Genomic DNA, 23,530 nt, shown 5'->3' with positions numbered 1-23,530 from the left:
ACCAGAAGACATTCATTCGGAAAGTGCCTCGGTCACCGATTCGGCGATGGCGTCAAACCGCCCCAGGGCGACCTCGGGCCGGGAAAGATCGATCGAGTGTTCCCCAAGGAACCAGTCCACAAATCCCCGGTACCTTCGCTCGAGCTCGCCGGCCTGAATACCTGTACAGGCGGCCCAAGCCTCGTCGAGCGTATCCGGCGTGGCATGCACGGTGACGCAATCATATTCGGCTCGACCGAAAGTGAGCACCGGCTTCACATGCAACAAGGCTTCGAAGCCCACACCGCTGTTGATCGTGAAGACCGCGGTCGAATTGGCTATCAGGTCATGCACGTGTGCAGTGCTCCAGAAACCGCCTGCTGCGGCCACCATTTCTGCAAACGGCTTCATGAGCTTCTGGCTCACCGGATGCGGTTTGAACACGACTGGCACGCCGGACCGCCTGGACCATTCGAGCACAGCTTCTACAACTTCGGTTTCGGCGAAATCGGAGAAATAGCGGATCGACTGGTCGTGCGGAATCTGCAGGGGAAAGAACACATATCCACCGAGGGGCACTTCGCGGGAAGTCCGCAGCTGCAGGCTCGAGACGCGCTTGTGTTGTCCGAATTTGCTCTGCAGCTTGCCGGCTTTCAATCGCGCTCGGTATTCGTCGAACCCCCCAGCCTGCTGCTGCACGGGCAACGCGCCGGCGTCGATCGGGTAAATCGACGATGCTGCACTCCATCCCTCGCCATCGACGACGAATACCCAACGGAAGTACTCCTGCATATAGAACAGGACCTTCGTGCCCCCGGCCTTGAAGTCCAGATGACAGCGGTGGGGCACGAATGCGAGTTCGTAGCCCATCCGGTCGATCAGTGCCGGCTGAATCTCGGCCGCTGGAAGCTCATGGATCGCAGTGCGGACGCCCCGTCGCTCAAGCGCATTGGCGAGATGAATCGAAAATTCCTTCCAGCGCAGTCGAAGGTCGACAACATCGTCCTTCAGCTTCGGGATCACAGAACTTTCATCGATCGTCTTCCAGGGCAGATCGAAGCGTGGCTGGAAGATCGCGACCTTCGCATGTGCCCACGGGGACCGTGGCGAGTACATCGATCCGCCAGACAGGCTGACAAAGTGCTCAGGACGCCTATCCGACAGCATGTCCTTCATAAACAGGAAACGGGCATCGCCCTTGCGATCACCCTTGGCTGTCCAGACGATGCTGGAACTCCCGAACTCCCAATCCAGGTATGCCTTGCGGATGTGTCCGATCACTAGTTCGTGCCGCCGCCGGAACAAAATGCTCGAGAACACCTCTTGATCGAGGTACCAGGTCGCACGCTCATCCGCAAAACATTCGGCAAATCTGTTCCGCACGTCAACCAGCAACGCACGCACTGCAGGATTGACGCGGAACAGTATGGCGCCGTTCTTAATCCTGCGTTTCAGCGGAACGTCAGCCTCTAGTTGCTCACTGAAAAGGATCACCTCGGCGTCGGCGCACGTGCTGAAATCGTGGTCTATGGGGTTGACGAAAAGGCTGTCTGCGTCAAGGCAGAACACCGGCAGCGACAGGGCATCCAGCAGGTCAGGCAACACCATGAAGCGCGCACATGCGAAATAGGTCCTGCGGGCTTCGTCAGAGGCGAAGCTGAAATCTAGTTGTTCAGACATCACCGCAAGCCGCGTGGTCGCAAGCCGGCGCGCGAAATCATCGATCCGGAGAAGGTCTGCATCGCCCGGGTTTACGACGTGCAGGACAAACAGGTAGCCCGGCGAAAAGCAGTCAAGGCTCTTAATCAGCGAAAGCGCGTAACCAATGTACTCGGCGTCGCAAGCGCAGAAAACCACAAGATGGTCCGTCTCCGCCATCTGCGGAGGCGTGATCCAGCGGACAGAGCGCCGCTCAAGGAAGTGCTTTGCGTTCAATTGTGCATCCAGTTGTTGAGGCTCCCCGGTTCAAAGATCATCGCGGCGGAATTCACCGCCCGCCGTCTTCGTCGCAGGCCCCCACGTAATCACCGTCGTCGCATTCGCGAGCAGATGGGAAGTGAAGTACTTTTTGACCGACGTGATCCGGATCCGACCCTCGGCTTCGTATCGACGCAAAAGGGCGTAAAGGTTCGCGTTTTGATTGCGTTTCTCAGCAAACCGTCGATTCTCCGTATCGATGCGTTTCATCAAATCCTTCCCGGCAGGTGCATCGAGCCATTTGTCGGACGCGAATTGAAAACCGACCGGTTCCATGTGCATACAAACCCGGAAACCTGGAATTTCGAGTATCCGGTCGATCAGCGTGGCCGGCACCTCCGGAATCTGTTCAATGCTGTGGTGCGTAAAAACGCAGGTTTCAGCATCGCCATCCAGCGCCGAAAAATCGGCATTGTAATAATCGAAAGCCGACGAGCGCACTGTCATTTCCGGTGCGCATGTCGTACCGACGCGCTCCATCAGCTCTCGCCCGGTCCGCGTCAACTCGAAGCCCCAGTATTCGGCATCCAGCCGGGCACCGAACTTGTAAAGGTTGAAGAGATTCTTTCCCCAGCCCGATCCAAGCTCGACGATGCGCTTGGCACCAGATCCGAACATCGAGATCATCTCCCGCATCTTCACGGAATCCGTCAACAGGGTTACTACGCGGGGATCAAGGTCTGACACCCTTATCAACTGTCTATCAAGGATGTATCCCGTCTCGGCAATCTTGCGTTCGTGCTGCGCGTACTTCTCGCGAAGCATTTCGTCTTCGAAATCCGGACCGAAATTGCGACGCATGAACAGGTGAACGCGGCTCAGATCCGATTCCCCCTGGGAAACCACCCGATCAAACTTGTCACTCACACCCTGCCATAGGTGCTCGTACTGGCCCTCGACGAAAGATCGCCTCGTCCCCGTGTCCGTGGAAAACGCGGCACTGTCTTCCTGTCTCCGCTCTTGGGTCATCGCTTTATCTCCTGAATGATGAATGCCTGACGAATACAGAACATCGGCCGCACGCGATGTCAGAGGTGGTTGATGGTAATCATCGTCGGACGCGCCATTCGGTGGCGCAGACCGATGAAGCGCCGCTCTACGAGCAGATGAAGCGCAAGCGAAACAATTGCCGCGATCGCCAGCGCGATGACGAATTCACCATAATTGCTTCCCTTGAACTGCAAGTATCGGAGCACCGGTATATGCACGAGGAACACCCCGTAAGACAAATAGCCCGCCATTGAATCATACCGCCGCGGTGCAAGCTTCAATCCGCCAAGCAGCAGCAGGGGTGCGGTGATGAGCGCGAGCGAGTACTCGCCGAGCCAGCGCACCACCGGAGCACTACTTCGGGCAGCGATCACAAAGAGCACCACGCCGAGCGCCATCGAAAGGTACTGCCAGCGCGCCCACCACGGACGAACGACATTCAAGTTACGGTACAGCATGAAACCGACGATGAACACCGGAAGCACACCAACCAAAAAGCGATAGGTGAAGCTCTCCAGCAGATCCGCGTTACCCGAGCGCAAGGCCTGATAGACGAGGATGGTCGACGCGAGGACGATCAGGACGATCACCCACTCGCGCAGTCGCCGGATGACCGGAAAGATCGTGAAGTACTTGACCTCGAGCGCCAGAGACGCAACCGGCGTGAATGCGAAGAAGGCGCCATAAGGAAAGTCTCCGCCATGCATGAAGCCAAGCAGGCCGTTCAAGGGCTGGAGGAAAGCAAATACCCATGTCTGCAGGTCCCGATAGTCCGAGGGTTGGGCGCGCAGCGACGGCTCATACCAGACGAGACCGACGATGCCGACAAGTACCATCACCGCGAGGAACATCGGGTAGATGCGCAGGAGACGATCGCCGTAATAGCGCCAGACACGCCCCTCTCCTTCGTAGCGGTCGAAAATCGCGGCAGTGAAGAAACCGGAGATCAGATAGAAGCAGAAGACTGCATAGACACCCTGATTGATCCTGACGCCGAGAACGTTCCAGAGCGGATAGTTCAGGTGCGAGTACAGAACGAGCGCGGCGAGAATGAATCGGAGATAACCAACCATCGAACGGCACCCGAATGGCTATTTACGTGCGATCACGTGATATCGGTCGGCCAGACCGCTTTCGCGGAAGAATCGCCGGATGCGCAGGGCGAAAGCGCAGTTCAGCAACCCGTCGCCGGCAAGTCCCTCCACGCGGTCGTTCGACAGCGCCCCCCGGTCAACGCGGGTGTAAGCCCAACTGCGGACCATATCCTTGATGACCGGCTCCTGCATGACCTCGATGGATCTGAATCCGAGCGATTCGAGCAACTTCACCAACTGGGCGGGCGGCAGCAAAACGATGTGCCGCGGACATTCGAGTCCCCACCAAGCCGACCTGTAACGGGCCGCCGAGGGACCCGCAGGGTTGGGTGTGGAAATATGGATGATGCCGCCCTCGTCCATCGCATCGAAAACCTTTCCGAGCGTGGCGCGCGGTCGATAGAGATGTTCGACAACATGATTGAGGCGCACGAATTTGAGCCGGCGATGTGCGAGCTTGTCCCACGATGCGTCACTGACGTCCATCGTCTCATGCCCGCGCCGTGCCACTTCCGCAAGAGCCTGATCTGAAAAATCCATGCCCAGGGTTCGACAACCGAGCTTTCGGGCACGGTCCAGATACTTGCCCGAACCGCAACCGAAATCGAGGATGTCGCCGGCGGCCGCCATCTGCTTGTCGAGGGACTTCATCCAGTTCGCGAAGTCGTCCATGCCGACCAGGCTGCGTGCAATGCGGTCGAGAAAGGCATTGACCACTGCGGGCAAGTGCGAAAGCGTGCGCACGTCATGCTTCGCGGCGTGAGGACCATAGGCCGACGTGTAGCACCGATGTACCTGGGATTCGATCGGACGGATGGACTGGAAAAGCGATCCGCATCCGTTGCACGTGCTGTACTCGAATTCCTGATCTGTCGAGCGGTACAGACGGTCCTTGGCACGTGACCAGAGCGCTGCGTCGCGCCCGCTGCATGCAGGGCACTCGTCCACACGCTCGGTGGCTACTGAAACGTCATTCATCGAAATTTTCCAGGCTAGCGCAGACCGAACTTCCTTGCGAAATGTCGGAAATTCTTCTCGACGATGTAGCGTGTCAGCTTAAGGTATCGGGCATTGTCCTGCATCAACGTGGTACCGCGGGGAATATCCCGATTATGTATAAAGGCTGGGTTGCCGGTCTCGGCGCACAGCCTTGCAAAGTCCATTGCGGCTCCGTCGATCTTCACGAAAGGATTCATCGTCACGACGTTCACTCCGCGCGTGCGCAGCGCGGACCGGACCTCGGCGACACCTTCGTAGTACTGCAGGTAGCGCACGTCCGGCGACTCCCCCTTCCACATAGTGTGCTGGTCATGCGCATGATGATTCTCGCCGATCGCGCCGTTGTCGCAGCCGATCAGGACGATGTTCCGAGCCCCCATGTTGGCGGCAAGATTCATCGCGCTTTGGGAGATCGAGGTCCAGAGATAGAGTTTTTCCGGATGGGGTTTGCGCACCCAGTCGAGCACACGACCGGTTTCGCTGGGCTCATCTAGGCCGGTCAGACTGGCCTTTCCGTCGTTCTCGAAGCCGAAGAATCGCTGGTCGGCATAGGCGACCTCTTCCGGCGTGCACTGGGCGCCGATTTTGGAAGGTTTGGTGACCCACGTAATATCGGGGCGCGGTGGTTCACCTTCGATGAATTCGGGAATATTCAGCCGCGGCATCATGGTGATCGCATAGCGTGTCTCGAACACCTTCCAGGCTTGGTTAAGGCCTATAGTGATCTTTCCCTCCAGCAGTTCGAGCGGAAAGACACGAAGACTCGTACCCGTTCCGACAATGTAGATGTCACTGCCCGGATGCCTGTCGTACAGCTCGCTGATAAATCTCATTGCTTGGCCGTTCCCTCTTACGCTTTCGCTGCCATCGCATCGATCAGTTGAAGCGCATCCTGGCGCACGTCCTTCGCTTGGATTCGCTGCTTCAGCAGCTGGATATCCAGATAGCCGCTGTCCAGCGTTCCCTTGAGCAGCTTGAAGAACAGCTCCTCTTGCGCTTGGTCGGGATGCGGTTGATAGCGCTCGACGTTGTCCCTTGCCGCATCGGCGCGGGACAACCCCAAGTTTCGACGCAGGCGCGCGAAGAATCCGTCATCCTGTACCTGAGAGGTCTTCGTTGTCAGGTTGAAATCGATCGCAAGCCCGGTCTTCCAAGGCTGGGTAAGACGCTCGGTGGTGTGCAGCAGTCGGGTTTCGGGCACGAGACGATCGAACGAATTCCACTCCTCGCCGATCTCGCCGATCGTGGTCGGATCTTCGTTCGTGAGCCCGATCCAGGGGCCATAGTCGAGCTTACCCGCGAACATCTGGTCTATCTCTTCATCCCAGCGCCAATGCTTGAGCTTCTCGCAATCGAGCAGCATCACGCTGCTCGCGTAGAAGGTGTGACCGTTGCCTTTGTAGCCATCGCGGACGTGACGACACAGGATGGCCTTTCCGCCCATGTCGGCGTTGAGCAGATCAAGGATGTCACCGACCGCGAACACATCCGGATCAGTGACCAGTGCCCTTCCCTTGAATCCCATCAACTGCGGCACCATGCGACGAAGCGGACTGAAGGATTGCAGATCCTCGTTCAGCCATACGGCGTTCTTTCCTTTGCGAAGATACCGCTGCCCCTGGCGCTTCATCAGATGCGGCGTATCCTCAAGCCGGAGCAGCTTCACGGCGAAAGCATCGGGATCACGAGACGCCTGCTTCATCGAATACATTCCGACGTAGGCTCCGATCACCTGCTTGTCATTCGTGTGGATGAACACGGTTGGCTTCTGAATCATGGCCTCTCCTTCAGACATCGCTGAAAAGATCGTCGACGATGCGTGTAGCCGCATCGCCGGGTTGAATCACCTGGTCGGCGAACTGCCGAGACTGGGCTGCAAGGGTGTCGTGTCCACCAGGCTCGACCACCTGCAGTACATACTCGCCCCACTGTTCAAGCGTTTCGATGCCAAATAGTCCGTTGTAGCGAGCCGCATCTATGCCTCGAGTCACCACTGCCACCGGAAGCCCGAACCGCGCTGCATGAATGGCCACGGACGAAGGCGAACTGATCACCGCGTCGAGGCGCGGAAGTATTTCCCGCATTTCGCCGCTAAGTTTGGCGATCGTGACGTTCGGCGCTTCGACAAGCTTGCGACGGCTTGGAATATCGAGCCAGCGTCCGGCAGGATGGGTGTGAACGACGAACGAAATTTCAGGGAAGCGTCGCGTGAGCGCCCGGATACCTTTGACAAAAAAATCCCGGTATGCCTCCGGATAGCGATGCCAGTGCAGATTCTCGAAGATGCCGATCACGCGTCGGGCGTTTGTTTCAGCGTGACGTACAGCATGTGACGGTGGCCCGATGATATCCGGGCACCCCACAGTGACGCACTTCTCGAGTGTCGCACGCCGCACCTGCGGACAGAGGCTGGAGCGGCTGCCCCACAAGTAAATCCTCTTCGATGCAAAGCGTATCTTTCGGGCCGACTGGAGCGGATCGTCATAAGTCAGGCCAGGAGTCTCATAGCCGTGTTGCAAGGTCGCGGTGACGACGCCCTTCGAATTCGCAACCCGGCAAAGCGAGTGCGCGAATCGGTGCGGCAGGAGGCTGGATTCCGAGGCCGCGAGCAATACGCGAATACCGTCTGGCAAATGGTAGGCACCAAGTCCTGCAGGATCGACAGCAATCATTTGCACGCCCAGCACGCCGAGCTCAGAAGTGATATCAACCAGATCCTTCTGGAGTTCCGCATTGAGGATCGCAACGATGCTGCGTCCGCGTCGCCTCATTTCGGCGACCAACGGTCGAAGCAGCACCCAGTCCAGCGCCATCTGAACAACGACCGCCGCTTCGGTGGCAGGGACAACTGGTACGCCGCGATCGATCGCATCATCGATTACCTTGCACCAGAGATCACCAATGATCCGCCCCCCGTAGAGTGATTCGATCAGCAGCCGAGCACGTTCGACGTCAGCTCGTCGCCGTTCAGCGTCCGCCAGATAAGCGGCAAGGCCAGCCCGCCCGCCGTCGAGCGATATGACCGAGGACAGAGGCTCCAGTGCAGGCGTACGGGTCGCTACGACCGGCGCACCGCTAAGCAGCGCAAGCACCGCCCGATTGGATGATTTGCAGACACTGAATTCGTCCAAGCTGTTCGGGATTATGACGACGTCCGCGCCTCTGAGCTCATTCAGCAAAGTGGAGTTCGACCATTCGATATAGCGGGTGCGCATTCGAAACGGTCGAATATGCGTATCGAACTTGATGATGTTGTTACTCACGACAACCAACTCTACGTCGAACTCCTCCGCGATCGATTCTAGATCGTCCTTCACAAGGATTAAATCAAGCATCCCGAACTGAGCGTAGTCCGCTCCGTGATGCCCGAACCAGACAATACGCTGATCGGCATGCTCACTGAGCTGCGCCGAAACGAGGCGACGCGGCTCAACTGCGTCTCGAATGACAGGCCTTGCTTGGGACGGCTGTGCTCGACGTCGAAACATTCCATTCCAAGTCGTTTCGACTGCGATTCTCGCAATGTGACCTATAACGGGACCGAGTTCCCCCGTCTGCATATGTCTAACCTTGCGCTTCAACGTATCGAGTTGCTTCAGCATACGCTGACGAGCGCTTTGTCGTTCCGCCAGACGAACATCTGCAAGCCGTTTCGACATCGCTTCCACGAGTTCGTCCGTCTCTATTCCATCCGGAATAACCCGTACTACGCAATCGACTGGAATGCGACTTCTGAGGACGTCAGCAAGCGGTTCCGTAGTGGTCACGACCACGGACGCAAGACGGGCTATCTGTTCAAAAATCAACGTCGGGCGAGAGGAAACGACACCGCCCTTGCTGCCATATCCATCGATGAAGATGTTGTCGCAAAGATCGACAATGACAGGAATACCTCGGCGTCTGGCTTCGCTTACCAACACCAGATCATCCGGGGAAAAGCTCTTTACGATCACCAAGCAGTCGATACCGTCAAGCTGCGACGGAAAAGAAACTGAAAAAATACGATTTTCTATACCGCGGTGATCCAGTTCGAGAATCGGGAGCAATCCTCTGTATCGAACCGATGCGATCTGCAACGACAATGAAGCAAGCTTCCAGCCGACAACGAAACACTCGGGCATAAAGCCTCTCTCGGCAGCACAGCCTTACCTGTGCATCATCCTCACCACCCAACAACTTAGCAAGCGCGATCACGTTATTGCGACGAATGGCAGATTAAGGCCGGTTCGTCAGAGACTATTGATCCACGTCATTCCGAATCGATAATAGTGGGAAAATTAATGGCGCAGCAATGCCGTAGTATGCCTAAAAGAAAACACTGGTAATTCTCGCGGAATCACCTTGCAAAATCTTAGAGACTCGTGATGCTCTGGCGAAACCGGAAATCTAACCGCGTGATAGCAAGAATGCTACGTCTGAGGGACTCTTTCCGGCTAGGTCAAAGTAGTCGTGGTGGAGAGGAGGAGGATCGAACTCCCGACCTTCGCATTGCGAACGCGACGCTCTCCCAGCTGAGCTACCCCCCCAACGAGCGCGCAGTATAGTGCGCCGCAGGCGGCTTGTGAAGGAACGTGCGACGCAGAAACCGGTCGCACTGCTGCACGGAATCAAGTGACGGAGCAAACGATGGAATCGGACGAAACACGCGGGCAGGAACGCCGGCTCTTCATGCGCAACGGCATCGCGCTGCTGGCGGCGGGCTCGGTACCGGCCTTGCTGTCAGGCTGCGCGACGGCCGGGCTGTATTCGAAGGTTGGCGATCACGATGCATCGGCGATCGCGACGGGCGATGAATGGGCTTACGACGAGCTCAATGGTTACAACCGCGAGCGCCAGGCGCAGATTCGCTACATTGTGGAGGCAGGGGCTTCGCCGGTGCTGCGGCTTGAAGTCGAGGGCAAGCCGCTGAGCGGCCTGCGCCACGACCAGCGTGAGGAATACGACGCGCCGTGGGTCGTCACGCGCGATTCGGTGTACGACTACGACAACCTGTACAACCCGCCGCTGCCGCTGCTGCCCGCGCTGCTCGAGCCGGGAGCGCGCGAAAGCTGGCAGTCGATGGTGGTGCATGACGCCAAATCGCGCGCCAAACGCTGGCACGTGCAGATCGACGCCCTGCGCACCGAGTCGGTCACGGTGCCGGCAGGCACGTTCGAGGCGCTGAACGTGCGCCGGCTGATCAAGTTCGAGCACCCGGATTTCTTCCGCAGCCACTCGGAGCGGGTCGAAAACCTGTGGTACGCGCCGGAGGTGAAACGCTGGGTAAAGCGCGAATGGCGCGGGCAGTACCTGCAGAAGATGCGCGCCCGCATGCCCTACTTTCGCGAAGACTGGATCGTCTGGGAACTGACGTCGTTCAGCGTGGCGTGATGCCCGCCCCGGCCAGCGCGCGCTTGAGCCGGTCGTTCACCGCCGACCAGGGGCCGGCCTCCGGCGTCGCCTCGATCACGATCATCGCACCACCGCTGGCATCGGCTTCGCGCAGGGCGGCGTAAAGGCCGCGCGCGTAACCCGCCGGATCAGCCGGCAGCATGCTCCAGTGGTGCGGACAGTCTGCCAGCGGCGGTTGGGAGTGGGCGATCACTGCGCAGCGGCGCCCGCTGTGGCGAAAGGCGTTCAGGAAATCGCGCAGGCGTTCGCCAGCCACTTTCTTCATCGGCGTGCGCGGAGCGTAATGCGCCGCCATCGTGCCTGACGCGCGCGGTGCGCCCTTCCCGGCTGCGTCTGCAAGCGGGCGACCGATCACCGCTTCGATCTGTGCCGCCGATATCGCCCCCGGGCGCAGGATGCGTGGCGCCTCACCCGACAGATCGAGAATGGTCGATTCGATGCCGATTTCGCAGGCGCCACCGTCCAGCACGGTGATCGCGTCGCCGAATTCATCGCGGACATGCGCGGCGGTGGTCGGGCTGATGCGGCCGTAGCGATTCGCCGACGGCGCAGCCACGCCGCTTCCGAAGGCGCGCAACAACTGCAGCGCAACGGGATGCGCCGGAACCCTCAGACCGACCGTGTCCTGCCCGCCGGTGACTTCGTCCGGTACATCGGCGTCGCGTTTCAGGATCAGCGTCAGCGGTCCGGGCCAGAACGCGTTTGCCAGCGCGATCGCTTCACGCGGGATGTCGCGCGCCCAGTCGACCATCAGGGCGGTCTCCGGCAGGTGCACGATCAGCGGATGATCCGCCGGCCGGCCCTTCGCAGAGAAGATCCGACGCACGGCATCGGGGTTGAGCGCATCGGCGCCCAGGCCATATACGGTTTCGGTCGGAAACGCGACCAGCTCGCCGGCTTGCAGCGATCGGGCCGCCGCGTCGATATCCGCACTGCCCGCCACCACGCGGCTCAGTCCTCGATGCCGAGCGCTGAACGTGCGTTCATCGCCAGATCGATGAGGGGCTCGCCGGACTCGCCCAGCACCGTGAAGTGCCCCATCTTGCGACCATGGCGCGCGTGGTGCTTGCGATACAGATGCAGCTTCAATCCGGGGACGCGCAGCAGGCGCGACCATTCGGGCTCGTGCGCATGGTGCGGATCACGCTCGTACCACAGGTCACCCAGAAGATTGACCATCACCGCACGCGAATGCTGTCGCGCATCGCCCAGCGGCAGGCCGCACAGGATGCGCACCTGCTGCTCGAACTGGCTGCTGATGCAGGCATCGATCGTGTAGTGGCCGCTGTTGTGCGGTCGCGGTGCCATTTCATTGACCAGCAGCCGGCCTTCCGAAATGAAGAATTCGACGCCGAGTACGCCGACGTAACCCAGTTCAGCGGCGATGCCGATCGCCATTTCAGTCGCTTCGGCGGCCAGCGCGCCGCTGATGCGTGCCGGCGCGATGCTCACGTCCAGGATGCCGTTGCGATGGCTGTTCTCCGCGATCGGAAAAGGTTCGACTCGGCCGGCCGAATCGCGGGCCAGCACGCAGGACACTTCCATGTCGAGCGTCAGCATCTTTTCCAGCACGCAGGCTTCGCCGCGGAAGCTTTCGAACGCAGCCTTGGCTTCCGCCACGTTGGCCACCCGCGCCTGACCCTTGCCGTCGTAACCGAAGCGCGCCACCTTCAGCACCGCCGGGAACAGCGCCGGATCGACCGCTTCGATCTGCACGGCGCTGGTGACCGCGGCGAACGGCCCGACCGCGAAACCGCGATCCGACAGGAAGGATTTTTCAGCGATGCGGTTCTGCGCCACCGCCACGCACTCGGCGTTGGGACGAGTCGGGATGAATTTGGCGAGATGGTCCAGCGTGTCTGCCGGCACGTTCTCGAATTCGGTGGTCACCGCCGCACAGCCTTGCGCCAGCCGCTCCAGCGCCTCCGCGTCGTCGTAGGCGGCACACAGGTGTTCATCGGCCGCCCGCCCGGCCGGACTGTTCCGGTCCGGATCGAGCACGACCACCCGGTAACCCATCTCATGAGCGGCCAGCACGAAGAAGCGGCCAAGCTGACCGCCTCCCAGCATGCCCAGTGTCGCGGGAGGAAGAATCATGTGTTGCGACTCCGACGAAAGCGCTTGGTACCGGCATCGCCCATATTTGGCGAAGCAGTGCCCGAAGAGCGGTGAAATTCAACGAATACAAGAACCTGAAAAACGAGAGCCCGCACAGCACAAGCAAGACAAGCGGCCGCTGCCGGCTGGCAGCACCGGAATGCATGATCAGTCGTCAAGCTTCATGTCGAGCACGGTCTGGGTCTGCCGCGCGCGGAAGGCATCCAGCGCCCGGGCCAGCGCAGCATCTTCGCCCGCCAGCATGGCAATCGCAAACAGCGCCGCATTGGCTGCGCCCGCTTCGCCGATGGCGAAGGTGGCGACCGGAACGCCTTTCGGCATCTGTACGATGGACAGCAGAGAATCCATGCCGTTGAGTGCCTTCGATTGCACCGGCACACCCAGTACAGGCACAGTGGTCTTCGCGGCCAGCATGCCCGGCAGATGCGCGGCGCCGCCGGCCCCGGCGATGATGGCACGCAGGCCGCGCGCACGCGCTTCCTCGGCATACGTAAACAGAAGGTCCGGCGTGCGGTGCGCCGACACGACGCGTGCTTCGAAAGGCACGCCGAACTGCTCGAGCAGCGCAGTCGCCGCGCGCAGTGTGTCCCAGTCGGAATTCGACCCCATCACCACGCCAACCCGGGGCGCTAGCGCTGCTTCAGAAGCACTCATCGTCAAGGTCCTCCGGCAGCCCGCGCCGCCCGGAAAAAGGTGCGAACTTTACACCTGTAGAGCAATAAATGAAAAAGCGAAGGGGCACCGGTTCCCCGATGCCCCTTCGCCCGTGTCAGGCTGCTGCAGCGATCAGTCCGGGCGACGTGCCCGGTCTGTGCGGCCACCGCCTGCGCCACCACGATAACCACCTTCGCGGCGCGGTGCGCCACCCGGCTTGGCACCCCAGCCGCCCGGACGAGCCGAGCTGCCCGGACGAGCGCTGCGCGGTGCCGTGCTGCGCGGTTGTACGCGCGGCTCCAGGCCCGGAATGGTGTGCACAGGGATCACGTGGCGGATGAAGCGTTCGATCGTCTTCACGCGGCGCACGTCGTCGCCGGACGCCAAACTGACCGCGATGCCGCTGCGGCCGGCACGGCCCGTGCGGCCGATACGGTGTACATAGTCTTCTGCCGACTTCGGCAGATCGAAGTTGATCACATGGCTGATGCCGGCCACGTCGATGCCGCGCGCAGCGACATCGGTCGCCACCAGCACGCGCAGCGCTCCGCGACGCAGATGACCCAGCGTGCGGTTGCGTTCGCCCTGATGCATGTCGCCATGCAATGCAGCTGCGAGGAAACCGTTTTCGCCCAGCGTTTCGGCGATCTGGTCCGCATCGCGCTTGGTCGCCGTGAACACGATGGCCTGTTCGACGTCTTCGCCACGCAGCAAGTGGTCAAGCAGACGCTGCTTGTGGCCCATGCCGTCGGCGAACAGCAACCGCTGCTCGATCTTCTCGTGCTGTGCTGCGGTGGCGACGATTTCGATGCGCTGCGCATCGCGCGTCAGGCGCTCGGCCAGACGGCAGACACGCGGTTCGAAGGTGGCCGAGAAAAGCAGCGTCTGGCGATTCTGCGGCAGGCGTTCAACGATCGCTTCGATGTCTTCGATGAAACCCATGTCGAGCATGCGGTCGGCTTCGTCGAGCACCAGCATTTCGAGGCGACCGAAATCGATGCGACCACTGTCCATCTGGTCGATCAGGCGACCGGGCGTGGCGACCAGCACTTCGTACGGCTGGGCCAGCAGCTTGTTCTGCATGACATAGGATGTACCGCCGACCACGCTGACCGCCTTGGCATAGCGCATGCCCTTGCCGTACTTGCGGCAGGCTTCGGTCACCTGGATCGCCAGTTCGCGGGTCGGGGTCAGCACCAGCACACGAGGACCGCGCGCCTTGACCGGCGATTCCTGCATCAGTCGATTCAGCGCCGGCCACATGAATGCAGCGGTTTTGCCGGAGCCGGTTTGCGACGACACCATCAGGTCACGACCGGCCAGAGCGGCAGGCACTGCCATCTGCTGGACGTCCGTAGGATTGGGGTAGCCGGCCTCGACGATTGCGCCAAGAAGGTTTTCGTTAAGACCGAGTTCTGAGAATTCCATGAGTTTTTTCCACACGATGGCCACCGGCCGTGCTGCGTGAGGCAGAACGGAAGGAGCGGGTTGGTCGGGCGAAATCCCGACGATCTATCGGCACTAACCGATCAACCACGCATGACCAAACAGGCGGGAGAAAAAGACAGGCCAGGGACGATAACTTGCTGTGCACGCACCGGAATTACCCGGAAGCCGATCGGAAACCGGCCGCTCTGCACTGAGGGGCGGACTTTACAGACGCTCGCGTATGTTTGCAAGTGCTTTTTCGCATTGCAACATTTCACGAGCCACGCGCCAGCCTGAACGAGCGCTGTGCTGCATCCGACCAGTCCGGTTTCGGGTAGCCGACAGACAGACTGTGCGCTAGCCCGATCGGCGAGCTTGCTGACATACTTCGGCGGGTTCGCTCTTTACTCCGGATGACTTGATGAGCTCACTGACGAACGACTTTGACTTCGAATCCGCCCTCGCTGCATGCGTACGAGGTGAACGCAACGCCCTCCATCGCATCTATCAACTTGAAGGTAGCCGCCTGCTTGGCGTCGCACTCCGCATCGTACGCCGGCGCGATGTTGCCGAAGATGTCCTGCACGACGCCTTCGTTCGCATCTGGGACAAGGCGGCGAGCTTTGACCCCAGCCGCGGTTCGGCGCGTGGCTGGATCTACAGCATCGTTCGCCACGGCGCGTTGAACCATATCCGCGACCACGCACGGGAGGTGTCGGTTGATGCCACGCCGGAGACCGAATTCGCAGTTGAGGCAGGCTCCAGTGCTGCCGACCCTTACGAACAGGTGTTGCTGTCGTCCGAATCCGGTCAACTGTACGACTGTCTGGAAAAACTGGATGTTGCGAAGCGTTCAAGCATCCTGCTGGCCTATCTGGAAGGTTGCACGCACACGGAAATAGCGAGCCGAATGAACACACCGCTGGGAACGGTCAAGGCCTGGATACGTCGCGGCCTGCAGGCACTGAAGGAGTGTCTGGCATGAATGAGTCCATGGACAACAATGAACTCGCCGGCCTCTATGTGCTCGGTCTGCTCGACGATGACGAGCATGCGCAGGTCAGCCGGCAGATGGCGGCCGACCCCGCTCTCGCCGCCGAAGTGAGCTACTGGCAGGAGCGCCTGCTTCCGCTCGCTGCGATGGTGGAACCCGAGGCACTGCCCCCGGCGCTGTGGTCGCGCATCGAGCGCAGCATTGCACCGGTTGTACGCCAGGTGCCACGCGTCGAGCCTTCAGCATGGAGCCGTCTGTGGGACAACCTGGCCTTTTGGCGATCCCTTGCGGCAACCGGATTCGCCGCTGCAACGATACTGGCGGTTGCCGGCCTGGCCGGTGCGCCACGCGATGACACGCCGCGCTACATGGTCGTGCTGGTGGCGCCTGACGACAAGGCACCTGGCTGGGTGATCCAGGCAAGTACCGAACAGTCGCTCAAACTCATCCCGCTGGGCAGTGGCGAAGTGCCGCCTGCCAAGGCTTTCCAGTTCTGGACCAAGGCAGACAAGTGGCAAGGCCCGGTTTCGCTCGGGCTGGTTCAGCCGGGCCGTACGCTGGACGTGAAACTGGACAAGCTGCCGCCTCTGGAAAACAACCAGCTGTTCGAAATCACGCTGGAACCGGAACAGGGCTCGCCGATCGATCGTCCGACCGGCCCGATTCTTTTCATCGGTCGGGCTGTCAAGGTTATGTAGCGGCCTTGAGGCAAAAAAAAGGGGGCCGCGAAAAGCCGGCTCCCTTTTTTTGTAATTTGAATCAATGGCCTTTGGCGTGCACCTCGCGGGCCCGTTCAACCAGCGCATCCAGCCCGAACTTCTTCAGTTTCAGATAGAGCGTGCTCTTGGCGATGCCGAGCGAACGCGCGGCCAGCGCCATGTTTCCGTGACTGCCGTCAATTGCGCTCAGGATGGCTTCCCGCTCGGCTTCTTCAAGGCGCCGGCTGTCGCGCACTTCGCCGATGCCGAACATGTGCTGCTCTCCGCCATGCATCGGCGCATCAAACGGACGAATGCCGCGAACCTGCGGATCATCGGTGTGGATGATCGCGCGCGGACGTTCTCCCGTCAGCAGCATCGATTCCAGCACATTGCGAAGTTCCCGCACATTGCCAGGCCACGAGTAGGACGACAGGTCACCAAGGTCGCCTGCACTCAGTTGCGGGGCCGGCAAACCATGATGCAGCGCGAGTTTTTCGAGCAGCGCACGAGACAGCACCGGAATGTCGCTCAGACGGTCACGCAGCGGCGGGATGCGGATACTCGTCACGGCGACGCGGTAGTAAAGATCCATGCGGAATCGACCGTCGGTCACCTCCTTGCGCAGGTCACGGTTCGTCGCGGTGATGAGCCGGAACTTGACCTTGCGGGCCGCATTCTCGCCGAGTCGGTAGATTTCACCCTCTTCGAGCACGCGCAGCAGGTGCGGCTGCATGTCGAGCGGCATTTCGCCCAATTCGTCCAGAAACAGCGTGCCGCCGTTGGCTGCTTCGATCTTGCCCATCATGCCGCCGCGTCGTGCGCCGGTGAAAGAGCCTTCCGCGTAGCCGAACAATTCCGTCGCAAGCAACTCGCGCGACAGGCCGCCGCAATTGACGACGACGAAAGGTGCCGACTTCGCGCTGCCGCAATCGTGGATGCCTTTGGCAAACACCTCTTTGCCGACACCGGTTTCGCCGAGCAGCAGCACCGGAACATTCGACTTGGACAATTGACGCGCACGCTCGACTGATTCGACCAGCGCCGGATCCTTGCCCACGACGCAGTCAAGTTTGCTCGGCTCCTGTGCGGCACTCTCCGCCACCAGGGGCGCGGCGCTGCTGTGAGCCGCGCGAGGCCGGAAGATCGGAATCGTCAGCAAGGTTCCGATGCGCTGGCCATTGTCGAATACGGGTTCCAGCCATTCGGGTGCAATCCAGCCCTGCAAACCGGCAGGCAGTCCGTCATCGGTGGCATGGCCGAGCGAGATAGACGCAATATCGAGCCTGCGCGAGCCGATACGGCCAACCGCGAGTTGATTGAGCGCCTCTTCTGCCCGCTCGTTGGTCTTGACCGGATTGCCGCGGCGATCGAACACCACGACGCCGTCGCCACTGGAATGCGTCAGTCGGTGCATGCAGCGCTCAAGCAGACGGAAACGGATACCCATTTCATGCTTGGCCAGACGACCCTCGATCTTGCTGGCAGTCGCCACCACCAGCGCGAGGCTGTGACGGTTGTAGGTCTGGTGCAATCCGGACACGTCGATGGCACCCAGTACTGAACTGTCGTAGGGATCAAGAATGACGGTCGACGAACATGTCCAGCGCTTGATACCGGCGCAGTAATGCTCAGCTGAATGGATCTGCACCGGATGACGTACGGCGATTGCCGTACCGATTGCGTTCGTGCCACAGGCGGTTTCGCTCCAGCTTGCGCCGGGCGTCATGTTCATGCTTTCGCCTTCTTCGCGCGTTGCATGATCGCCTTCGAGGCTGAGGATGGTACCGCTGTGGTCGGTGAGCACCATGATGGTGCCGGTTTCAGCGAGGAAGTCGCGTGCCATCGCCATGACCGGCGTGCTTGCGCTAAGCAGATCGCCGTGTTTTTGCTGCAGGGAATAGAGCGAGTTCTCGCTCAGGGGAGGCGGGGCCTGGTACTTGCCTGGATCAACGTGCGCGTTAAGACAACGGCGCCAGGAATCGTCGATCAGTCGGCGCAGAGCATCGGAACTGCACTCTTCACCGTTGAGCACTCGCTCCCAGTGTTTCATGACGTCCCGGTCACGCTCGGGGCGGGAAAACATCTGGCTTTGATCGTCGTCCCTTACATCCATGGCCACCTCCTTTTTTGCACGGAGGCAGACGGATACCCCATACGCCACAACATTGCGTTGCGAAGCACAGGGTCCGACTCCTCCAGGACCTGCGTAGCGATGTACTTCGAGGCACACCGTCTCGCGGGCTGAGTTTAAATCTTATGCGCCGACGAAAAAAGATTCGCCGGAAGTACTGAAGCGATCAATGCAAGCCTTCTCGGGCCATAAATCGCTGGTGTATCCGAAACTTACGTGAAGCTTACTCCTGCCACAACTCAAGCGCCACTGCCGTGGCTTCACCGCCACCAATGCACAAGCTTGCCACACCGCGACGGCCGCCTGCACGGCGCAGTGCACCAAGAAGCGTAACGATCAGGCGCGCACCCGTTGCGCCGATCGGGTGGCCCATCGCACAGGCGCCACCATGGGGGTTCACCTGATCCGCGTCCAGACCGAGGTCACGAATTGCGGCGAGGGTCACCACTGCAAATGCCTCGTTGATTTCAAAAAGATCAACATCGGCCATCCTCCAGCCACTGCGCTCGACCGCACTGCGGATCGAAAACGCAGGGGCCATCGGGAAACGCCGCGGTTCGCCCGCGTAGGACGCGTGGGCAACGATAATGGCAAGCGGTGTCAAGCCCAGGGCCGACGCGCGCGAGGCGCGCATCATCAAAATGGCCGCCGCGCCATCCGAGATCGAGCTCGAATTCGCAGCCGTGACGGTTCCATCCGCTCTGAACGCGGGCTTGAGGGCAGGAATCTTTTCCGGTTTGGCCGATTGCGGCTGCTCATCGCGCGCAATGACCGTGGCCGGAGCACCGCGTCCCTTGCCGGCAACCGTCACCGGTGCGATTTCCCAGTCAAAGGCGCCGGAAGCCGCGGCGTCACGCGAGCGCGTCAGCGAGCGCAGCGCCCACGCATCCTGATCCTCGCGCGAAAAACCGTACTCGTCGGCGCATTGCTCGGCGAACACGCCCATCAACGAGCCACGGTCGTCGTATGCATCTTCCAGACCGTCAAAAAACATGTGGTCGATGACCCGATCGTGACCAAGCCGATAGCCGCTGCGCGCGCGCGCGAGGAGGTAAGGCGCATTGCTCATCGACTCCATGCCCCCCGCCGCAACGATGCCCGCGGAACCTGCAACGATTGAATCATGCGCCAGCATGACCGCTTTCATGCCCGACCCGCACACCTTGCTGACGGTCGTGCAAGCACTGGAATAAGGCAGGCCGGCACCAAGGGCCGCCTGCCGGGCGGGTGCCTGTCCAAGTCCCGCGGGCAGTACGCAGCCCATGTAGACCTCTTCGATGTCTGACGCCTGGATTCCCGCTTGCTGGACCGCAGCCGCAAGCGCAATCGAACCGAGTTGCGGGGCGGCGAGCGACGACAACTCACCCAGAAAGCCACCGAGTGGCGTACGCCGGGAGGCGACGATGACTACAGGATCCTGGGCTGAATTCAATTCACGCTCCTGAAGGGTTGCACGCGACGAAGCGGAGGGATGACGCTCCGCAGGATGCGGCTTCTCGCAACACACTCACACTCGGTCGCAACTGCGCCCCACAAACATCGGGCACAGATCGCATTTCACACACGTCGAACACAGCGTCGTTGGACATTTGCAATGTGTTCGATATTAGGACGCACCAAATTCGGACAGTCAAGCCCAAGCGTTGCGCAGGCTGAGCACTTCGTCAATGGACCGCGGATCTTCCATGCATGAAAGGTCACCGACAGGTCGCCCGATGTAGGCATTTCGAAGCACCCGGCGCAACACCTTGCCATTGCGCATTTTCGGAATCTGCCCGAGGACATGAATACGTGCCGGTCGCAAAGGCTTGCCAAGCAAACGTGCCACGTGATCGGACAATTCGGACTCCCATACGCTCCAGCCGGTATCGGAATCGGTACGCGCGTCATGCAGGCGGACGAAACACACCACGGCTTCCCCCTTCACCGCGTCGGGAACGCCTACTGCAACCGCTTCGGCGACGAGCGGGTGCGACACGAGCGCCGATTCGAATTCGATCGGACCGAGTCGCTTGCCCGCCACGCGGATCGTGTCATCGCTGCGGCCATGTACGAACCAGTAGCCGTCGCTGTCCATGCTCGCCCAATCGCCATGCAGCCAAACATCCGGAAGGCGCGACCAGTAAGTTTCCTCGTAGCGAGCAAAGTCCTTCCAGAAACCGCGTGCCATACCGGGCCACGGCTGTCGCACGACCAGTTCGCCGACGGTCCCGCGCACCGGCCGGCCTGTGACATCGACGATGTCAGCTGCCATGCCCGGTATCGGGCCATTGAATCCGCATGCCACCTGGGGCAGCCCGGGGAAGCAGGTCAGTATTCCGCCCCCCACCTCCGTGCCGCCCGAGTAGTTGATGATGGGCCGCCTGCGCTTGCCGACGGTTTCGAACAACCACAGCCAGGGCGTTTCGTTCCATGCCTCGCCGGTCGACCCGAACACCTTGAGCGTATCAAGCATGCCGGGCGGAGGTACCGCGTCGTGACTGCCCATGAGACTGCGCACCAGGCTGGGTGAAAAGCCCAGATGCGTCACGCCGTGAGACTTGACCACACGCCACAGGCGACCCGGATCCGGATAGTCGGGCGGCGCTTCGCACAACACGATCGTGCTGCCGAGCATCAGCCCGCCGAACACCATCCAGGGGCCCATCAGCCAGCCCATGTCGGTCACCCACATCAGCGTGTCGTCAGCCTTCAGGTCAAACGCCATCGCGAGATCCTGCGCCGCCTTGACCGGAAAACCGGCATGGGTATGGATAACGGCCCTGGGCCGTCCGGCAGTACCCGATGTGTAGATCAGCATCAAGGTCTGATCGGGTGGGAAGCTCTGCGCACCGGCACCGGCACCGTGCGACGGGAGGGACTTCATTGCTTCATAGCCCAGCACGCCAAAGCTGGATTGCTCATGATCATGCCAATACGAACCGTCCGAAGGCTTTTGGTCCACCACGATTACATGGCGGATGTACGGACATTGAGATGACGCGCTCAGCGCAACGGGGAGCATGCGTATCGACTGACCCCGACGGTCGTGGCTGTTGGCGCAGATCAGCACCGTAGCGCCCGAATCGGCCAGACATTTGACCATGGCATCGGACGAGAGGCCCGAAAAGAGCGGTACTGAAACGACCCCTATCCTTGCTGCAGCAAGCATGACCACTGCAGCTTCGGGAATCATCGGAAGGTAGATTGCAAGCCGGTCACCTGCCCGCATGTCGATGGCTTGCAGCCCTGATGCAACGCGGGCCACCTCATCGGCAAGATCACCGTAACTCAGACTGCGGAACTCTCCCGCATCGCCTTCCCACCGGATCGCGACCTTTTCACTGTTTCGCCTGGCATGCTTGCCGACGAGATTATCGAACAGATCCAGCTGGCCGCCGACGAACCAGTCGGGCCACATGATTCCACCCGAAAGATCGAGCGTCTGCCGATACGGGACCTGCCACTCCAGTCCGATGTCCTGCAACACCCGATCCCAGAACGTGGCGGGATCACGTTCTGCATCTTCCTGCAGTTGATCCAGCGTTCCATATCCATGACGTTCGATGAACAGGGCAAGCCGGGTGCCCTTCCATGCGTAATCAGAGGGCGTGAATACCTTCATTGTTGAACCTTGTGATCATGCAATCACGCAAACGTGGGTTCCTGCTGACTTCTTGATCTCCGCCGGACATGAGAAAAAAGCCCGACCCCGCTGAATGCGGGGGCGGGCGAACATGCCGGGAGGAGGTACCAGCAATACTTGCAAAAGCGCTTACTTGCCGGTTGCGACTTCTTCCAGCACGTTGAGCGACACGTCGGTTTCCTTGACGCCAGCCGGATTGGACTTCATGTTCGACGACCAGTTGGTGGCGTGGCCACGCTTGACGTCGATGATGTGTCCGATCACGGGCATAACCGCCTTGTAGCCGTCGTCGCCGGTGTCAGGCCGGTTCTGGAAAATGAACATCTTCCAGAATTCGCCCTTGCGGTCGAGCGCGAAGCCGAGGTACGGACGCGGGAAGTCCACTTCCATGTACACGGTCTTCTTGCTGTACGGATGCTCGTCAGGGCATACGCCTTCGACCACATACACTTCACGCGGCTCCCAGCCGATGTCCGGCGCCGGGTTGAAGTGCGGCGGAATGTCGATGCCGATGCGCGGGAAGCGCTTGGCCGGCTCGGTGAAGGGCTGCTTCACGTCCACACTGATTTCCGGGCTGTGTGCGATGGCCAGCACCCAGCGCTTTTCCAGCAGCTTGTTCGACTTGTACTTCGTCGGGGCGGCATCCCAGATGTCCCAGTCGTCATACAGCTGGTCGGTGCCGCCGATCGGGTCCATCCACGCACCGCCCGACAGGCGGCGTACGCGACGCACCGACTTCAGGTAGGCGTAGGAGTCATCCGGCACCTTCGAGTCAGCCTGGTTGTAACGCACCGAGAACAGACCCAGACCGCGGATGTCCTGCGGGTAGGTCGCCACGAAGTAGGTCTTCTGCGAAATGTCGCCCTTGCCGACGGTGATCGGGCCGCCGTCAAGACGCCCTTCCATGTAGTAACGACGCGACTGGAAGGCCTGCACCCGCTCGTAACCCTTCTTCGCATCCAGGAAGGCCCAGGCGATGTCGCGCAGGTCCATCGTGGCGCCATAGGTGGCGGCACGCAGGTTCCAGATCACCTTGTCGCCGGCGTGCGGGTCGTCCATCTTGATGGTTTCCGGCGGGAACAGCATGCCGGCTTCCCATCCCGACACCGTACGATCGGCCGGGTTGAACTTGACGTTGTTGATGTTCTTCTTCGACCACTCCACGTACTTCGGATCCATCTCGATCTTCTTCGAGTTCGCGAGCTTGATGGTCGTGTTGTAGTTCTTGATCATCCACTCGAGCTTTTCCGGGACCATGCTGGCGATGGTCTTGTTCTCGAAGGTGTCGTTCTTGATGCTGTCGTAATTTTCCTTGTTGATCACGAAGCCTGCGGCCAGTTCCTTTGCGAAGGCCTGACCGGCACCAGCTGCGAGCATCAGCGCGATCGCGCCGGCGACGCCGGTGCGGGCAAGGTTGCTACGGGATTGGGTACTCATCTTCATCATGTC

Annotated in this window: 18 protein-coding genes and 1 tRNA gene; 3 read left to right on the top strand and 16 right to left on the bottom strand. The window is 60.5% G+C overall.

Features of this window, described 5'->3' with window-relative positions; all coding sequences use genetic code 11:
- Positions 1–12: 12 nt before the first annotated feature.
- The 8 genes from NMQ16_RS10805 to NMQ16_RS10770 all read right to left on the bottom strand — a co-directional run bounded on the left by NMQ16_RS10805 (position 13) and on the right by NMQ16_RS10770 (position 9,565).
- Complete coding sequence (locus NMQ16_RS10805) at positions 13–1,914, bottom strand: hypothetical protein (protein ID WP_257080687.1); 1,902 nt, start codon at positions 1,912–1,914, stop codon at positions 13–15.
- A gap of 30 nt (positions 1,915–1,944) precedes the next feature.
- Positions 1,945–2,925, bottom strand: a complete 981-nt coding sequence (locus NMQ16_RS10800) for a hypothetical protein (RefSeq protein ID WP_257080686.1) — start codon at positions 2,923–2,925, stop codon at positions 1,945–1,947.
- 59 nt (positions 2,926–2,984) lie between these two features.
- A complete protein-coding gene (locus NMQ16_RS10795) occupies positions 2,985–4,019 on the bottom strand; it encodes an acyltransferase (protein ID WP_257080685.1) in 1,035 nt (344 codons plus the stop codon).
- 18 nt (positions 4,020–4,037) lie between these two features.
- Positions 4,038–4,712 (bottom strand): class I SAM-dependent methyltransferase, encoded by a 675-nt coding sequence (locus NMQ16_RS10790; RefSeq protein WP_257080684.1) that lies wholly within the window; start codon positions 4,710–4,712, stop codon positions 4,038–4,040.
- A 320-nt stretch (positions 4,713–5,032) separates the two neighbouring features.
- Positions 5,033–5,872 (bottom strand): alpha/beta hydrolase family protein, encoded by an 840-nt coding sequence (locus NMQ16_RS10785; RefSeq protein WP_257080683.1) that lies wholly within the window; start codon positions 5,870–5,872, stop codon positions 5,033–5,035.
- Between the two features lie 17 nt (positions 5,873–5,889).
- Positions 5,890–6,816: a hypothetical protein gene (locus NMQ16_RS10780; RefSeq protein ID WP_257080682.1), complete on the bottom strand. Its 927-nt coding sequence runs from the start codon at positions 6,814–6,816 to the stop codon at positions 5,890–5,892.
- Positions 6,817–6,826: 10 nt separating this feature from the next.
- Positions 6,827–9,160 carry a glycosyltransferase gene (locus tag NMQ16_RS10775; protein ID WP_257080681.1) on the bottom strand — a complete coding sequence of 778 codons (2,334 nt, stop codon included), beginning with the start codon at positions 9,158–9,160 and terminating at the stop codon, positions 6,827–6,829.
- Positions 9,161–9,489: 329 nt separating this feature from the next.
- Positions 9,490–9,565: transfer RNA gene (locus tag NMQ16_RS10770), tRNA-Ala, on the bottom strand.
- A 100-nt stretch (positions 9,566–9,665) separates the two neighbouring features.
- Between NMQ16_RS10770 and NMQ16_RS10765 the strand changes: the two genes are divergently transcribed.
- The gene (locus NMQ16_RS10765) at positions 9,666–10,409 is read left to right on the top strand and encodes a DUF3108 domain-containing protein (RefSeq protein ID WP_257080680.1); all 744 of its coding nucleotides are present in this window, start codon (positions 9,666–9,668) and stop codon (positions 10,407–10,409) included.
- Here NMQ16_RS10765 and NMQ16_RS10760 read toward each other — a convergent pair.
- The 4 genes from NMQ16_RS10760 to NMQ16_RS10745 all read right to left on the bottom strand — a co-directional run bounded on the left by NMQ16_RS10760 (position 10,396) and on the right by NMQ16_RS10745 (position 14,630).
- Complete coding sequence (locus NMQ16_RS10760) at positions 10,396–11,376, bottom strand: L-threonylcarbamoyladenylate synthase (protein WP_257080679.1); 981 nt, start codon at positions 11,374–11,376, stop codon at positions 10,396–10,398. The genes NMQ16_RS10765 and NMQ16_RS10760 overlap by 14 nt on opposite strands.
- Positions 11,377–11,381: 5 nt before the next feature.
- Positions 11,382–12,527 carry a 5-(carboxyamino)imidazole ribonucleotide synthase gene (locus NMQ16_RS10755; RefSeq protein ID WP_257080678.1) on the bottom strand — a complete coding sequence of 382 codons (1,146 nt, stop codon included), beginning with the start codon at positions 12,525–12,527 and terminating at the stop codon, positions 11,382–11,384.
- A 168-nt stretch (positions 12,528–12,695) separates the two neighbouring features.
- On the bottom strand, positions 12,696–13,202 hold the full coding sequence (purE, locus tag NMQ16_RS10750; RefSeq protein WP_257080677.1) for a 5-(carboxyamino)imidazole ribonucleotide mutase: 507 nt from the start codon (positions 13,200–13,202) through the stop codon (positions 12,696–12,698).
- A gap of 132 nt (positions 13,203–13,334) precedes the next feature.
- Complete coding sequence (locus NMQ16_RS10745) at positions 13,335–14,630, bottom strand: DEAD/DEAH box helicase (protein WP_257080676.1); 1,296 nt, start codon at positions 14,628–14,630, stop codon at positions 13,335–13,337.
- A gap of 421 nt (positions 14,631–15,051) precedes the next feature.
- Between NMQ16_RS10745 and NMQ16_RS10740 the strand changes: the two genes are divergently transcribed.
- Positions 15,052–15,615, top strand: a complete 564-nt coding sequence (locus tag NMQ16_RS10740; protein WP_257080675.1) for a sigma-70 family RNA polymerase sigma factor — start codon at positions 15,052–15,054, stop codon at positions 15,613–15,615.
- Positions 15,612–16,322 (top strand): anti-sigma factor domain-containing protein, encoded by a 711-nt coding sequence (locus tag NMQ16_RS10735; protein WP_257080674.1) that lies wholly within the window; start codon positions 15,612–15,614, stop codon positions 16,320–16,322. The genes NMQ16_RS10740 and NMQ16_RS10735 overlap by 4 nt, the downstream gene beginning before the upstream one ends.
- A gap of 61 nt (positions 16,323–16,383) precedes the next feature.
- On the opposite strand, the gene NMQ16_RS10730 is transcribed toward NMQ16_RS10735, so the two are convergent.
- From NMQ16_RS10730 to NMQ16_RS10715, 4 genes are all read right to left on the bottom strand, one after another.
- Complete coding sequence (locus tag NMQ16_RS10730) at positions 16,384–18,438, bottom strand: sigma-54-dependent Fis family transcriptional regulator (RefSeq protein ID WP_257080673.1); 2,055 nt, start codon at positions 18,436–18,438, stop codon at positions 16,384–16,386.
- A 241-nt stretch (positions 18,439–18,679) separates the two neighbouring features.
- On the bottom strand, positions 18,680–19,888 hold the full coding sequence (locus NMQ16_RS10725) for an acetyl-CoA C-acyltransferase (RefSeq protein ID WP_257080672.1): 1,209 nt from the start codon (positions 19,886–19,888) through the stop codon (positions 18,680–18,682).
- A gap of 198 nt (positions 19,889–20,086) precedes the next feature.
- Positions 20,087–22,060 (bottom strand): AMP-binding protein, encoded by a 1,974-nt coding sequence (locus NMQ16_RS10720; protein ID WP_257080671.1) that lies wholly within the window; start codon positions 22,058–22,060, stop codon positions 20,087–20,089.
- 150 nt (positions 22,061–22,210) lie between these two features.
- Positions 22,211–23,518 carry a DUF1329 domain-containing protein gene (locus NMQ16_RS10715; protein WP_257080670.1) on the bottom strand — a complete coding sequence of 436 codons (1,308 nt, stop codon included), beginning with the start codon at positions 23,516–23,518 and terminating at the stop codon, positions 22,211–22,213.
- Positions 23,519–23,530 lie beyond the last annotated feature (12 nt).

This window comes from Methyloversatilis sp. XJ19-49 (assembly GCF_024580145.1).
GTDB lineage: Bacteria > Pseudomonadota > Gammaproteobacteria > Burkholderiales > Rhodocyclaceae > Methyloversatilis.
Note: the sequence above shows the minus strand (reverse complement) of the source record. Positions and strands in the feature narration are given on the sequence as shown.

Coding starts and splice junctions, on each gene's coding strand:
- NMQ16_RS10800 (WP_257080686.1), bottom strand. CDS start 2,925: ATGACCCAAGAGCGGAGACAGGAAGACAGTGCCGCGTTTTCCACGGAC.
- NMQ16_RS10795 (WP_257080685.1), bottom strand. CDS start 4,019: ATGGTTGGTTATCTCCGATTCATTCTCGCCGCGCTCGTTCTGTACTCG.
- NMQ16_RS10790 (WP_257080684.1), bottom strand. CDS start 4,712: ATGGACGACTTCGCGAACTGGATGAAGTCCCTCGACAAGCAGATGGCG.
- NMQ16_RS10785 (WP_257080683.1), bottom strand. CDS start 5,872: ATGAGATTTATCAGCGAGCTGTACGACAGGCATCCGGGCAGTGACATC.
- NMQ16_RS10780 (WP_257080682.1), bottom strand. CDS start 6,816: ATGATTCAGAAGCCAACCGTGTTCATCCACACGAATGACAAGCAGGTG.
- NMQ16_RS10775 (WP_257080681.1), bottom strand. CDS start 9,160: ATGCCCGAGTGTTTCGTTGTCGGCTGGAAGCTTGCTTCATTGTCGTTG.
- NMQ16_RS10765 (WP_257080680.1), top strand. CDS start 9,666: ATGGAATCGGACGAAACACGCGGGCAGGAACGCCGGCTCTTCATGCGC.
- NMQ16_RS10755 (WP_257080678.1), bottom strand. CDS start 12,527: ATGATTCTTCCTCCCGCGACACTGGGCATGCTGGGAGGCGGTCAGCTT.
- purE (WP_257080677.1), bottom strand. CDS start 13,202: ATGAGTGCTTCTGAAGCAGCGCTAGCGCCCCGGGTTGGCGTGGTGATG.
- NMQ16_RS10745 (WP_257080676.1), bottom strand. CDS start 14,630: ATGGAATTCTCAGAACTCGGTCTTAACGAAAACCTTCTTGGCGCAATC.
- NMQ16_RS10740 (WP_257080675.1), top strand. CDS start 15,052: ATGAGCTCACTGACGAACGACTTTGACTTCGAATCCGCCCTCGCTGCA.
- NMQ16_RS10735 (WP_257080674.1), top strand. CDS start 15,612: ATGAATGAGTCCATGGACAACAATGAACTCGCCGGCCTCTATGTGCTC.
- NMQ16_RS10730 (WP_257080673.1), bottom strand. CDS start 18,438: ATGGATGTAAGGGACGACGATCAAAGCCAGATGTTTTCCCGCCCCGAG.
- NMQ16_RS10720 (WP_257080671.1), bottom strand. CDS start 22,060: ATGAAGGTATTCACGCCCTCTGATTACGCATGGAAGGGCACCCGGCTT.
- NMQ16_RS10715 (WP_257080670.1), bottom strand. CDS start 23,518: ATGAGTACCCAATCCCGTAGCAACCTTGCCCGCACCGGCGTCGCCGGC.